The organism is Streptomyces sp. NPDC005648 (assembly GCF_040605395.1).
Lineage (GTDB): Bacteria > Actinomycetota > Actinomycetes > Streptomycetales > Streptomycetaceae > Streptomyces.
In genome coordinates this window covers 164,171-177,246 of the sequence record NZ_JBEXCS010000007.1, presented here as the reverse complement: position 1 = coordinate 177,246, position 13,076 = coordinate 164,171, and the positions used below count along the sequence as shown (strand labels likewise).

The following is a 13,076-nucleotide window of genomic DNA, read 5'->3' as shown; positions in this document are numbered from 1 at the left end:
GTCTCGGGGAGACCACGGGGATTCGGATGGTGTCCGAGGGGGGACTTGAACCCCCACGCCCGATAAAGGGCACTAGCACCTCAAGCTAGCGCGTCTGCCATTCCGCCACCCGGACAAGGTGTCTGTCGTGCGGGGTTTCCCCCGCGGCGACGAAGGAAACATTACCAGGCTTTCGAGGGGCCCCGATCACCCCCTGTCGCGCCGCCGTCCCCGCGTGAACGGCGTGTGACGGGCCTGTCCCGGTCTTGGGGCGCGGCCCGGGTCGGGGAGAGGATGAGGGCAAGCACCAGCAGTGACAGCGGGAGGAAGCAGCGTGAGCGACACGGACACGACCAGGGGCGTCACCGGCGAGGACGAGGTCGTGGACCTCTGCAGCGAGCTGATCCGCTTCGACACCAGCAACTACGGCGACCACTCGGGCCCCGGCGAGCGCAAGGCGGCCGAGTACGTCGCCGAGAAGCTCGCCGAGGTCGGCCTGGAGCCGAGGATCTTCGAGTCGCACCCGGGGCGCGCCTCCACGGTGGCCCGTATCGAGGGCGAGGACCCGTCCCGGCCGGCGCTGCTGATCCACGGCCACCTGGACGTCGTACCGGCCCATGCCGACGACTGGACCCACCACCCCTTCTCCGGCGAGGTCACCGACGGGTGCGTGTGGGGGCGAGGCGCCGTCGACATGAAGGACATGGACGCGATGACCCTGGCAGTCGTCCGCGACCGGCTGCGCAGCGGGCGCCGGCCCCCGCGCGACATCGTGCTCGCGTTCCTCGCCGACGAGGAGGCGGGCGGTACGTACGGCGCCCGTCACCTGGTCGACCACCACCCGGACCTCTTCGAGGGCGTCACCGAGGGGATCAGCGAGGTGGGCGGTTTCTCGTTCACGGTGAGCGAGGAGCGGCGGCTCTATCTGATCCAGACGGCCGAGAAGGGCATGCACTGGATGAAGCTGACCGTGGCGGGGACCGCCGGGCACGGCTCGATGATCCACCGGGACAACGCGATCACCGAGCTGTCGGAGGCCGTCGCCCGGCTCGGCCGGCACCGGTTCCCGGTCCGCGTCACCAAGACCACCCGCGCCTTCCTCGACGAGCTCGGCGACGCGCTCGGCACCGAGCTCGACCCGGAGGACATGGAGTCGACGCTCGCCCGGCTGGGCGGGATCGCCAAGTTGATCGGCGCGACCCTCGGCAACACCGCCAACCCGACCCAGCTGGGCGCCGGTTACAAGGTCAACGTCATCCCGGGCGAGGCCACCGCGCATGTCGACGGACGCTTCCTGCCGGGGTACGAGGAGGAGTTCCTCGCCGACCTCGACAAGATCCTCGGCCCCAGGGTGAAGCGCTCCGACGTGCACTCCGACAAGGCGCTGGAGACCTCCTTCGACGGCGCCCTGGTCGAGGCCATGCAGTCCTCGCTGCTCGCCGAGGACCCCACCGCGAAGGCGATCCCGTACATGCTCTCCGGTGGCACGGACGCCAAGTCCTTCGACGACCTCGGCATCCGCGGCTTCGGCTTCGCGCCCCTCAAGCTGCCCCCGGAGCTGGACTTCGCCGGCATGTTCCACGGTGTCGACGAGCGGGTGCCGGTCGACGGCCTGAAGTTCGGCGTACGGGTGCTCGACCGCTTCATCGACGCGTCCTGACCCGTCCTGACCCATCTTGTCGTGTCGTGATCTCGGTAATCGGCTGCGTGTGCGGAACCGACTGAGAAGAGTGAATGCGCTCATAAGCTCGTAGCTCCATTACTCCCTCCTCGTTACAGGTGATGCGATCCGCTGCTTGGGGTCGCATTGCCAACAAGGAGGAATAATGATCAAGAAGGTCGTCGCTGCTGCGGCTGCCACCGGTGGTCTGGTTCTCGCGGGTGCGGGCCTCGCCGTCGCCGACGCCGGCGCTCAGGGTGCCGCGGTGCACTCCCCGGGTGTCGCTTCCGGCAACGTCGTTCAGGTTCCGGTGCACATCCCGGTGAACGTCTGCGGCAACACGGTCTCCGTGATCGGGCTGCTGAACCCCGCCTTCGGCAACACCTGCATCAACAAGTGACGCCGGCCCGCTGAGGCCGTCCGTTTTCACGCCCGTCGGCTCCGGAGCGCGCGCCATGCGCTCCGGGGCCGACCGGGCTTTTCACGATGATTCCAGGTCAGGAACGAAGGCAGGGGGGATTTCAGGAATGCGACAGGCAACCCGCAAGGGCCTGATGACGGTGGCGGCCGCGACCGGGGTGCTCGCCGCCGCGGGCGGCGCCGCGCACGCCGACTCCGGGGCGAGCGGCAGCGCCTCGGACTCACCCGGCGTGCTGTCGGGCAACACGGTGCAGGCGCCGGTGCACGCGCCGGTGAACGTCTGCGGCAACACCGTCAACGTGGTCGGCGTCCTCAACCCGGCCGTGGGCAACAGGTGCGTCAACACCGGCGGCGGCAGCTCGTCCCACGGTGGCCACGGTGGCCACGGCGGCTCGGGCCACGGCGGCTCCGGCGGCTCGCACGCCGGCGGCCACAGCACCGGCTCGCCCGGTGTGGGCTCCGGCAACCATGTCCAGGTGCCGGTCGACGTACCGGTCAACGCCTGCGGCAACAGCGTCGACGTCGTCGGTGTCGGCAACCCCGCCACCGGCAACGACTGCGCGGGCGGCGGCCATTCGAGCGGCGGGCACTCCACGACGCCGGGCGGCGGCCACGAGACGCCACCGGGAAGCGGGACGCCGGGACAGCCGGGGCAACCGGGGCAACCTGGACAGCCGGGCCACCCCGGTCAGCCGGGTACGCCGGGCGGTCCGGGCACGCCTTCCCAGCCCGGCCACCCCGGTGGCCCCGGTACACCGCCCGGCGCGGGCGGCCACACCCCGGGCGGCTCCTCGCACACCAACCACCCGGGCACCCAGTCGGTGAGCCGGCCCACGGCCGTCGCGCAGCTGGCGCACACCGGCAGCGACCTGCCGCTGGGCATCGTGCTCCCGGTCGGAGCCGGGGCGCTGCTCGCGGGTGCGGTGCTCTACCGCAAGGCGCGGGCATCGGCGTAGCACCGAGTGACACGCATCACGGAGCGGGCCCCGTCTCGGCGGGGCCCGCTCCGTTTCCGGCGATCATGTCGCCGTCTCAGCTCACCACGTGGCACGCACCTGGCGGATGATCCGCCGGCGCAACCGCACCCTGCGGCTGCCGTCGCGCATCAGACTGAGGCGGTCCAACTCCCAGTGTCCGTACTCGGCATGGTCCGTCAGCAGGCGTGTGGCGTCCTTGCGGGAGACCCCGCGCGGTACGTACACGTCGACAAATTCGTATTCCGGCATCGCATCTATTGTGCGGGCTGGGGCTCGGTACGGATAGCGTCTGCACTATGTCTGATGCTGCGCAGCCCACCGCTGCCGAGGTACGCGCCGCCGCCGAGGCGGTCAAGACCGCGCTCGACCGCCACCTGGCGGCCGTCGAACGCCGGTCCGGGGAGGACGACCCGGCGGTCTACGAGGCGTTCAACCTGCTGGCGGCGGCCGCCGAGGCGTACGACGAGCTGCTCTACGAACGCTACGACGAGGTCACCCCCTTCGAGATCCCCGGTGCGGAGGACGCGCTGCCGCCGTACACGGGCCCCGAGGAGCCGCACGCGGTGAGCGTGCTGATCCGTCGTGACTACGCCGTGGTGGAGCCGCAGCGGTTGCTGGCACAGGCACAGCGGGTGGAGGCGGCGGACGCGGACGACGGCGAGACGGCGGGGACGGTGCCGGGGGCGCTGGGCGTGCTGTTCGGTGAGTTCGAGCCGGACGAGATCGCCTCGCGGCACAAGGAGTTCGGGCTGGAGGAGGGGGACTCCACGCTGTGGGTGACGGCGGCGGACGATCCCGCCGAGGCGGGGGAGTGGCTGGAGGCGCCGTTCGAGGGGGTCGATCCGCAGCGGGTGGTGTGCCGGTTCGACGTCAGCGCGGTGTTCGACGACGAGCTGGACGACGACGAGGTCCTCGAGGACGAGGAACTGGAGCCACTGGACGCCGAGAGGTAGGACGGGTGTCTCGGGCGGCGGTCACGGAGTCCGGTCCGTGACCGCCGTTTCGCGTGCGGCGCGCGGTGTCCCGCGCCTCTCAGAGGTCGGCGGCCACCAGGGTCGCCAGACGGGTCGTGCGGGGCTTGGGCCCGGTCTCGGCCACCGCCCTGGGGAGGGCCTGCTCCACGCCGTGGACCACCGAGAGATGGCGGTCCGCGCGGCTGAAGGCCGTGTAGACCCAGGGGCGGGTCAGGGACTGGCCGGCGTCTGCGGGCAGCACCACGACCACCGCGGGCCATCTGCTGCCCGCCGCCTGGTGCGCGGTGAGGGCCCAGCCGTGCCGCAGCGACTGCTCCACCCGCTCCTTCGGTACGACGACGTCGGCGCCGGCGCAGGACAGGTGCAGGCCGGTCGCGTCGGCCTTCACCACGTGCCCGGAGAGGGTGCGCCCCGGGGCGGGGGAGTAGGCGACGCGGTCGCCGGGGTCGAAGCCGGCGAAGCGGCCGGGGCCCGGGTTGAGGCGTTCCTTGAGGGCCGCGTTCAGGGCGCGGGTGCCCGCGGCGCCGCCGTGGCCCGGGGTGATCACCTGGGTCTGTTCCGGGGGGATGCCGATCGCGCGCGGCACCGAGTCGGCGACCAGCTGCACGGTGCGGTGCACGGCCTCGCCCGCGTCCCGGACGGGCACGATCACGACCTCCTTGCCGGGGGCGTCGACCTGGTTCAGCTCGCCGACGCCGATGCCGGAGACCAGCTCGCCGAGGGGGCCGGGGTCCGGCACGCGTGAGGCGATCTGCGGGCAGACCCGGGCGGCCAGCAGATCCGCGAACACCCGGCCGGGGCCGGCCGACCACAGCACCGCAGGATCACCGGCCAGCACCAGCCGAACCCCGTCGGGCAGCGACTCGACGACCGACGCGGCCGTCTCGACGTCCAGTTGAGGCGCGTCGAGCACGACGAGGAGATCGAGGGCGAGTGCCCCGTCGGCGTCCCGCCCGGGACCTTCGGCGCCGGAGAGAAGGCCGGCGACGGTGGCGACCGGGGCGGCCGTGGACCCGCCCGGTCGGTCCGCCCCGCCCAGCAGCCCCGCGAAGCGCTCCCGGCCCACCGGACCGTGCGTCGCCGCCCAGGCCCGCAGTCCCAGATCGGCCGCCACCCGCAGCAGCGTCGCCGGTTCCGTCAGGGACGCCTCGCCGCCCGTGTGCAGGGTGACGCCGTGGCCCCCCGTCGCACGGATCAGCTCCGCCGTGGAGCCCTTCGCCGACTCCGCCGCCCGCTCCCACTCCTCCGCCGAACCGTCGTCCTTCGGCACCGAGTTGATCAGACGGGCCAGACCGTCGGCGAGGCTCTCCTCGGCGAGGGCATGGCGTTCGAGGCCGACGAGGACGCGGACGGGCCGTTCCTGGTCCTCCCCGGCGTCCTCGGTGTCCCCGGTGTGCTCGGCCGCCGGGGCACGGGGGTCGAGGGCGTCCTGGAAGACCAGCGCCTCACCCTCCGCGACCGCGTTCTGTACGGCCTCGTCGGCGTCCGGCACACCCCGCTGGGCCAGGGCGGCCGTGAGCGCCGGCATCTCCAGCGCGGTGTGCCCGGCCAGGGCCGCCTGCTCCAGCAGCCAGCCCGTCAGCGCCCGGCCCCGCCGCTCGTCGTCGGGAGCGGCCTCCCCGCCGAGCAGCGCCCGGGCGAAACCGTCGGCCTGCTCGGGCCGTACTCCGCCGACCCGCAGCAGCAGCCAGGGGTCGGCCCGGAGCCGTTCGTCGGCCCCTTCGCCCAGTGCGGCGGCGACCTGCGGGGCGAGCGAGTCCGGTGCGCCGCCGTCGGTCAGCACGCCCCGCACCGCGTCGACGGACTCCGCCGCGGGAGCCGCGGGCACGACGGCCTCGGGCGTCGGCCGCGGTCGCCGTACCGGCTCCGGAGCGGGCCGGCGCGGAGCGGGCTCGGGGTCGGCGAAGACGGTGGCCATCGGCTTCGTGCCGCTCTCCACGGCTCGCACGGCGGCCAGCAGATCCGCGGCCTTCCCGCTCAGCTTGCCCCCGGCCTCGACGGGCCCCTGCTTCTCGGCCTTCCGCCGCTCGATCCGCTCCCGCTCGACCCGCTGAGCAGCCAACTCCGCCTCAGCCTCCGACTGCCCGGCCGCCCCCTCACCACCCCCACCTTCGGCCCTGTCGCTCCCGCCACCCGAACTCCCGGCATCCGCGCCTCCGGTGCCTGCGCTCTCGGCACGTGCGTCGTCGGCATCTGCGCTATGGGCACCCGCGCCCTCGGCGTCTGCGCCTTGGAAGCCCGCGTCTTCGGCACCCGTGCCTCGGGGGCCCGTGCCCCTGGCCGTTGTGGCGGGCTTGTCGCTTTTCGTGGGTGTGTCCGCGGCGGTCTCGCCGGCCGGCGCCGTGGCTGCGGCTTCGGTGCGTGCGGTGTCAGGTGTGGGTCTCCCGCCGGCGTCCGCTCCGGCGACCTCGTCGCTCCCGGTCCGCGCTGTCTCGCCGGTGCCACGTCGGGCTCCGGCCGTGCCGTCGGCCTCCCGTGCGCCCCCTTCGGCGGTGTCGCCCTCCGTCGCGGCTTCCGGCGTCCCCGGCTCCGTCTCCTCAGGCTCCGTGCTCACAGCGTGCTCCAGTCGTGATCGGGATAGCGGTGCACGGGCGCCGACACATCGTCGAGCGCCCGGCAGATCTCGTCAGGAAGACTAAGGGCCTCCACTGACAATGCCGCCGTGAGCTGCTGCGCGTTGCGCGGACCGATGATGGGCGCGGCCACGCCGGGGCGGTCGCGGATCCAGGCGAGGGCCACCTGAAGGGGCGTCACGGCGAGGCCGTCCGCGGCGGTCTGGACGGCTTCGACGATGTGGCTCGCGGTGTCGTCGAGGTACGGGGCCACGAAGGGCGCGAGGTGTTCCGAGGCGCCGCGCGAGTCGGGCGGCATGGCGTCGCCCCGGTACTTGCCGGTGAGGACCCCGCGGCCGAGAGGGGAGGAGGGGAGCAGGCCGATGCCCAGGTCGAGGGCGGCGGGCAGCACCTCGCGTTCCACGCCCCGCTGCAGCAGCGAGTACTCCAGCTGCGTGCTCGCGAGGCGGGTCCGTATGCCCGGTGCCGCCAGCTGCCAGGTCCCCGCCTTGGCGAGCTGCCAGCCGCAGAAGTTGGAGACACCCGCGTAGCGGGCCCGCCCGCTGCTGACCGCCAGGTCGAGGGCCTGAAGGGTCTCGTCGAGCGGGGTGGAGGGGTCGTAGGCATGGATGTGCCAGACGTCGACGTAGTCGGTGCCGAGGCGGGCGAGCGAGGCGTCGAGCGCGGAGAGGAGATGGCCCCGGGAGCCGTCGAAGCGGCGGTCGGGGTCCGGCACACTGCCCGCCTTGGTGGAGATCACCAGATCCCGGCGCGGGACGAGGCCTTCCATCAGGCGCCCCAGCAGGTACTCGGCCTCTCCGTCGCCGTACACGTCCGCCGTGTCGACGAGGCTGCCGCCCGCCTCCCAGAACGTCTTCAAGAGGTCCGCGGCGTCGTGCTCGTCGGTGTCCCTGCCCCAGGTGAGGGTGCCGAGTCCGATGCGGGACACACGAAGACCGGTCCGACCGAGATGCCTCTGCTCCATGAACGCCGACATTACTGGCCTGAACCAGCCGTGTGGGGGCCTGTGGACGAGCAGTTTCCCCACGGGGCGGCCTGGTCGGCGGGCCTGGTCACACCGTGCCGACCGGCGCTGTGCGCAACGCGACTGCCCGAGGTCGGGCGCCTCGCGCTACTGTCGTGACGACAGGGACGTTACTGATCGGTAAGGGGATCGGCATGCAGCTCGGGATCAACCTCGGCTACTGGGGTGCCGGAATGGACGCGGACAACCTCGCGGTCGCCAAGGAGGCCGACCGCCTCGGGTACGCCGTGTGCTGGGCCGCCGAGGCCTACGGGTCGGACGCGGCCACCGTGCTCAGCTGGGTCGCCGCCCACACCGAGCGCATCGACGTCGGCTCGGCGATCTTCCAGATCCCGGCCCGGCAGCCCGCGATGACCGCGATGACCGCCGCCACCCTCGACTCCCTCTCCGGCGGCCGCTTCCGCCTCGGCCTCGGCGTCTCGGGACCCCAGGTCTCGGAGGGCTGGTACGGCGTCAAGTTCGACAAGCCGCTGGCCCGCACGCGTGAGTACGTCGAGATCGTGCGCAAGGCCATGAGTCGCGAGCGGCTGTCGTACGAGGGCGAGCACTGGACGCTGCCCCTGCCCGGCGGCCCCGGCAAGCCGATCAAGCTGACGGTGCACCCCGAGCGCGAGTACATCCCGCTCTACATCGCCGCCATCGGCCCCAAGAACCTGGAGCAGACCGGCGAGATCGCCGACGGCGCCCTGCTGATCTTCCCCTCCGCCGCGCACCTGGAGGAGACGACCCTCCGGCACATCCGCGCGGGGCGTGAGAAGGCGGGCAGGACGATGGAGGGCTTCGACGTCCACCCGACGCTCCCGCTCGCGGTCGGCGAGGACAAGGACGTCACCACGCTCGCCGACGCCTTCCGCCCCTACACCGCCCTGTACGTCGGCGGAATGGGCAGTGCCAAGCAGAACTTCTACAACCAGCTCGCCCAGCGCATGGGCTTCGAGGCGGCCGCCGCCGAGGTCCAGGAGAAGTACCTGGCCGGCGACAAGCAGGGCGCCGCGGCCGCGATCCCGCACGACCTGATCGACCAGACGACGCTGCTGGGATCCGTGGACCGCATCGCGGACCGGATGAAGGAGTACGCGGCGGCCGGGGTCACCACCCTGAGCCTCAACCCCGCGGGCTTCACCCTGGAGGAGCGGATCGCCTCCCTGCGCGCCGGCACCGAGGCCCTGGAGCGCGCCGGCCTGGCATGACGTCTCTACGGCCGTGGTGGGGGCTCGGGGGTCTTCCCCGCCACGGCCGTCATGGGGAACAACGCGCCGTCGCGCGCGCGGTTACGCCTGCGAGGTGACTCCGTCGCTCCCTCTTTTGGCGGATTTGCCCCCGATACCTGTTGCGATGCGCCGGTTGGGCCATTTGACTCTTTCCATGCTTTCGGCCAAGAGTCTGTTCCAGGAGATCCTCGACGACGACCGGTCCTTCGCGCTGTTCTGCTCGATCGCCGCCAGCGGGGAGTCGCAGGGCGGCTGGGAGAACGGCCGGATCGCCGCACTCGTACCGGAGAGCGAGCGCGCCCTCGCCCCGAAGATCGCCCGCCACGGCGCCGACGAGGACAAGCACGGCCGGATCTTCAACGCCCTGATGAAGAAACGCGGTCTGGAGCCCGTCCCGGTGCCACCGGAGACCGACTACACCATGCTCCTGGAGCGGCACGGCATCGGCCTCGCCCACGAGAAGCTCAAGAGCGACGAGGCGCTGACCGCGCGGGACATCGTCACCTACCTCGCCCACAGCAGGGTCACCGAGCAGCGCGCCGCCGAGCAGATGGAACTCCTGCGCAGGCACTTCGCCGACCATCCCGACCTCGGCCGCGCGGTCAGGATGATCTCGAACGACGAGGACAACCACCTCGCCTACTGCCACGAGGAGCTGCTGCGCCTCGCGCACGCCGGTCACGGGCGTGCCATCCAGCACACCCTGCGGGAGTGCGCCCTCGCGGAGATCCGCGTCTACCGGGATGTCAGCCTCGCCGTCATGGACCACATGGGCCGCATCCTCGGCTGGCCCCGGGCCAAGTCGGCCGTCCTCGCCGCGGGCATCCACGCGGTGTACGCCTACGAGCGGTGCGCGGGCTGGCGGCGCATGGTGAGCCTGCGGATGCCGGAGCGGCGCGACGCCCTCAGCGGACCGGCGGGCCCGGCGGCCGAGTTCGCCTGAGCCGGACTTCCGAACAGGAGCCCGAGCCCACACCGGACTCCCGGCCGTCCCCGGACTCCCGGCCGTCCCCGGCCTACAGCCAGCCCCTGCGCTTGAACAGCCGGTACAGCAGCACCTCCAGGCCGGCCATCGCCAGGATCACCGCCGGGTACGACCACAGCCAGTGCAGCTCGGGCATGTGGTCGAAGTTCATGCCGTAGATCCCCGCGATCATCGTGGGGACCGCGGCCATGGCCGCCCATGCGGAGATCTTCCGCATGTCGTCGTTCTGCCGCACGCTCATCTGCGCCAGGTGCGCCGACAGGACGTCCGAGACCAGCCGGTCCAGACCGTCCACGGACTCGTTCACGCGCGTGAGGTGGTCGTTGACGTCCCGGAAGAAGGGCCGCGCCTTGTCGTGCACGAACGGCACCCGGACCCCGAAGACACCACCGCCCGCCAGCCGGTCCAGCGGCTGGGCCAGCGGGCCGGTCGCCCGGCGGAACTCCAGGATCTGCCGCTTGAAGGCGTAGATGCGCGACGCCGTGAGCCGTGAGCCCCCGGCCGTCGGCGAGAACACCTCCGCCTCCAGCTCCTCCAGGTCGGTGCCCAGTTCGCCGGCCACCTCCACATAGTGGTCGACCACGGCGTCGGCGATCGAGTACAGCACCGCCGTGGGGCCGTGCCGGAGCATCTCCGGCTCCTCCTCCAGCCGATGCCGTACGGCCGCGAGCGGCGCCTCCTCGCCGTGCCGTACCGTCACCACGAATGAGTCGCCGACGAACACCATGACCTCGCCGGAGGTGACGATGTCGTTCTTCGCCTCGTACCCGACCGGCTTGATGACCATGAACAGGGAGTCGTCGTAGACCTCCAGCTTGGGCCGCTGGTGGGCGGTGAGGGCGTCCTCGACGGCCAGTGGGTGCAGCCCGAACTCCTTGGTGACCCGGGCGAACTCGGTCTCCGTCGGCTCGTACAGGCCGATCCACACGAAGGCGTCCCGCCCACGACGGCACTGTGTGAGGGCGTCGGAGAGATCCGCCGGACCCTCCGTCCGGTGCCCGTCCCGGTAGATGGCGCAGTCGACGATCACGGAGCGTATTCTCCCGCCGTACACGCGTGGGCGCACCCCGCCGTGCGCCTACCCTTGGCCGCATGCCCACGTTGATCCTGGTCCGGCACGGACGTTCCACCGCCAACACCGAGGGGCTGCTCGCCGGGTGGACGCCCGGGGTGGCGCTCGACGAACGAGGGGCCGCGCAGGCCGCCGCGCTGCCCGGACGGCTGGCGGGGCTGCCCGTCGCCGAGGTGGTCAGCAGCCCGTTGCAGCGCTGTCAGGAGACGATCCGGCCGTTCCTGGACGCCCGGCCCGAACTGACCGCGCACACCGACGAGCGGATCGGGGAGGCCCACTACGGCGACTGGTCCGGCCGCAAGCTCGCCGAACTCAAGGACGAGCCGCTGATGGAGGTGGTCCAGGCCCATCCGTCGGCCGCGGCCTTCCCCGGCGGCGAGTCGATGCGGGCGATGCAGACCCGTGCCGCCGAGGCGGTCCGTGAGTGGAACGCGCGCGTGGAGCGTGACCACGGCGCCGACGCCGTCTACCTGATGTGCTCGCACGGCGACATCATCAAGTCCCTCGTCGCTGACGCACTCGGACTTCATCTCGACCTCTTCCAGAGGATCTCCGTTGAACCGTGTTCCATCACCGCGATCCGTTACACACGCCTGAGGCCGTTTCTCGTACGCCTCGGCGACACCGGTGACTTCGCGTCACTGGCGCCCCGCGAGGAACCCCCGGCCGGCGACGCGACGGTCGGGGGCGGTGCGGGCGCACCGTGATCGTCGGGAGCAGTAGGGTGAAGCGGTCGCAGTAGCGGCGTACCCATCCACGACTCCAGGAGACAGGACGTGTCCCGTCAGGTGTTCCTCTACGACCCCCCGGACCGTTTCGTGGCCGGTACGGTCGGGCTGCCCGGGCGCCGTACGTTCTTCCTCCAGGCCATCGCAGGCGCCCGGGTGACCAGCGTGGCCCTGGAGAAGACCCAGGTCGCCGCCCTCGCCGAGCGGATGGACGAGCTGCTGGACGAGGTCGTCCGGCGCAGTGGCGGCAATGCCGCGGTCCCGGCCGTGGCGCCCACCGAGATCTCCGACAGCGACCCCCTGGACACTCCCGTCGAGGAGGAGTTCCGGGTCGGCACCATGGCCCTCGCCTGGGACGGCGAGGAACAGCGCATGATCGTCGAGGCGCAGGCCCTCGTGGAGCTCGACGCCGAGTCCGAGGAGGACCTCGCCGAGGCCGAGGAGCGCCTGCTGCAGGACGAGGAGAACGGACCCCCGATGCTGCGGGTCCGGCTGACCGGCGCGCAGGCGAGGGCCTTCGCCAAGCGCGCCCTGGACGTCGTCAACGCCGGGCGGCCGCCGTGTCCGCTGTGCAGCCTCCCGCTCGACCCGGAAGGACACGTATGTCCGCGCCAGAACGGATACCGCCGCGGGGCGTGACGACCGACGAACCGCTCGCCGGTCTGCTCACGCACGGCGAGCTCACCGTCCGCGGCCGCATCCGTGAGGCGTCCAACGCGGCCCTGTACTGCACCGTCGCGCACGAGGGCCGCGAGGCGGCCTGCGTCTACAAGCCCGTCGCCGGCGAGCGGCCGCTGTGGGACTTCCCCGACGGCAACCTCGCCCGGCGGGAGGTGGCCGCCTACGAGGTCTCCGAGGCGACCGGCTGGGGGCTCGTACCGCCCACCGTGCTGCGCGAGGGGCCGTACGGCGAGGGCATGGTCCAGCTGTGGATCGAGGTGACCACCGAGGGAGACACGGCCGAGCTGCTCGCCCTGGTCGACGGCGAGGAGCCCGAGCCCGGGTGGAAGGCGATCGGGTTCGCCGACGTCGGCGACGACAGGACGGCACTACTGGTCCACGCCGACGACGAGCGGCTGCGCCGGCTCGCCGTCCTGGACGCCGTGATCAACAACGCGGACCGCAAGGGCGGCCATCTGCTGCCCACCGCCGAAGGCCGTCTCTACGGCATCGACCACGGAGTGACCTTCAACACGGAGAACAAGCTCAGAACCCTCCTGTGGGGCTGGGCGGGCGAGCCGCTGACCCCGGAGGCGCTGGAGGTACTCAAGGGCCTCCAGGACGCCCTGGGAGCCGAAGGAGCGCTGGCCGGCAGGCTGAGCGCCCTGATCACGGGCGCGGAACTCGACGCCACCCGGGCGCGCGTCGCCGTACTCCTGGAGACGGGCAGGCACCCGGAGCCGAGCGGTGAGTGGCCGGCCATTCCGTGGCCGCCGGTGTAGGAGCACACTGTGCCGTAGTGCGCAAGAACGC

General features: G+C 72.1%; 13 protein-coding genes and 1 tRNA gene. 9 read left to right on the top strand and 5 right to left on the bottom strand.

The genetic code is table 11. The annotated features are described in order from the left end of the window. Positions 1-27: 27 nt before the first annotated feature. Positions 28-115, bottom strand: a tRNA-Leu gene (locus tag ABZT17_RS06520). 198 nt (positions 116-313) lie between these two features. On the opposite strand from ABZT17_RS06520, the gene ABZT17_RS06515 reads away from it, so the two are divergent. The 3 genes from ABZT17_RS06515 to ABZT17_RS06505 all read left to right on the top strand — a co-directional run bounded on the left by ABZT17_RS06515 (position 314) and on the right by ABZT17_RS06505 (position 3,015). Further along, the gene (locus ABZT17_RS06515) at positions 314-1,639 is read left to right on the top strand and encodes a M20/M25/M40 family metallo-hydrolase (RefSeq protein WP_356344450.1); all 1,326 of its coding nucleotides are present in this window, start codon (positions 314-316) and stop codon (positions 1,637-1,639) included. A 166-nt stretch (positions 1,640-1,805) separates the two neighbouring features. After that, positions 1,806-2,039 carry a chaplin ChpH gene (gene chpH, locus ABZT17_RS06510; protein WP_356344448.1) on the top strand — a complete coding sequence of 78 codons (234 nt, stop codon included), beginning with the start codon at positions 1,806-1,808 and terminating at the stop codon, positions 2,037-2,039. 127 nt (positions 2,040-2,166) lie between these two features. Continuing rightward, entirely contained in the window at positions 2,167-3,015 is an 849-nt protein-coding gene (locus ABZT17_RS06505; protein ID WP_356344445.1) for a chaplin, read from the top strand. A gap of 81 nt (positions 3,016-3,096) precedes the next feature. On the opposite strand, the gene ABZT17_RS06500 is transcribed toward ABZT17_RS06505, so the two are convergent. Continuing rightward, complete coding sequence (locus tag ABZT17_RS06500) at positions 3,097-3,285, bottom strand: DUF5703 family protein (protein WP_007380901.1); 189 nt, start codon at positions 3,283-3,285, stop codon at positions 3,097-3,099. A 47-nt stretch (positions 3,286-3,332) separates the two neighbouring features. Here ABZT17_RS06500 and ABZT17_RS06495 point away from each other — a divergent pair, with 47 nt between their 5' ends. After that, positions 3,333-3,989, top strand: a complete 657-nt coding sequence (locus ABZT17_RS06495; protein WP_356344443.1) for a hypothetical protein — start codon at positions 3,333-3,335, stop codon at positions 3,987-3,989. A gap of 79 nt (positions 3,990-4,068) precedes the next feature. On the opposite strand, the gene ABZT17_RS06490 is transcribed toward ABZT17_RS06495, so the two are convergent. Continuing rightward, entirely contained in the window at positions 4,069-6,564 is a 2,496-nt protein-coding gene (locus tag ABZT17_RS06490) for an ATP-binding domain-containing protein (RefSeq protein WP_356344441.1), read from the bottom strand. Next, on the bottom strand, positions 6,561-7,547 hold the full coding sequence (locus ABZT17_RS06485; protein ID WP_356344439.1) for an aldo/keto reductase: 987 nt from the start codon (positions 7,545-7,547) through the stop codon (positions 6,561-6,563). The genes ABZT17_RS06490 and ABZT17_RS06485 overlap by 4 nt, the downstream gene beginning before the upstream one ends. A 194-nt stretch (positions 7,548-7,741) precedes the next feature. On the opposite strand from ABZT17_RS06485, the gene ABZT17_RS06480 reads away from it, so the two are divergent. Both ABZT17_RS06480 and ABZT17_RS06475 read left to right on the top strand, forming a co-directional pair. After that, a complete protein-coding gene (locus ABZT17_RS06480; protein WP_356344436.1) occupies positions 7,742-8,797 on the top strand; it encodes an LLM class F420-dependent oxidoreductase in 1,056 nt (351 codons plus the stop codon). Positions 8,798-8,972: 175 nt separating this feature from the next. Continuing rightward, positions 8,973-9,761, top strand: a complete 789-nt coding sequence (locus ABZT17_RS06475) for a ferritin-like domain-containing protein (RefSeq protein WP_356344434.1) — start codon at positions 8,973-8,975, stop codon at positions 9,759-9,761. 73 nt (positions 9,762-9,834) lie between these two features. Here the strand turns inward: ABZT17_RS06475 and corA are convergent, their stop codons facing one another. Next, the gene (gene corA, locus ABZT17_RS06470) at positions 9,835-10,833 is read right to left on the bottom strand and encodes a magnesium/cobalt transporter CorA (RefSeq protein WP_356344431.1); all 999 of its coding nucleotides are present in this window, start codon (positions 10,831-10,833) and stop codon (positions 9,835-9,837) included. Between the two features lie 62 nt (positions 10,834-10,895). Here corA and ABZT17_RS06465 point away from each other — a divergent pair, with 62 nt between their 5' ends. From ABZT17_RS06465 to ABZT17_RS06455, 3 genes are all read left to right on the top strand, one after another. After that, positions 10,896-11,582, top strand: a complete 687-nt coding sequence (locus tag ABZT17_RS06465; RefSeq protein WP_356344429.1) for a histidine phosphatase family protein — start codon at positions 10,896-10,898, stop codon at positions 11,580-11,582. A gap of 69 nt (positions 11,583-11,651) precedes the next feature. Beyond that, the gene (locus ABZT17_RS06460; RefSeq protein WP_356344427.1) at positions 11,652-12,242 is read left to right on the top strand and encodes a DUF3090 domain-containing protein; all 591 of its coding nucleotides are present in this window, start codon (positions 11,652-11,654) and stop codon (positions 12,240-12,242) included. Next, positions 12,206-13,045 carry an SCO1664 family protein gene (locus ABZT17_RS06455; RefSeq protein WP_356344424.1) on the top strand — a complete coding sequence of 280 codons (840 nt, stop codon included), beginning with the start codon at positions 12,206-12,208 and terminating at the stop codon, positions 13,043-13,045. Before ABZT17_RS06460 ends, ABZT17_RS06455 begins: the two co-directional genes overlap by 37 nt. Positions 13,046-13,076: the final 31 nt, after the last annotated feature.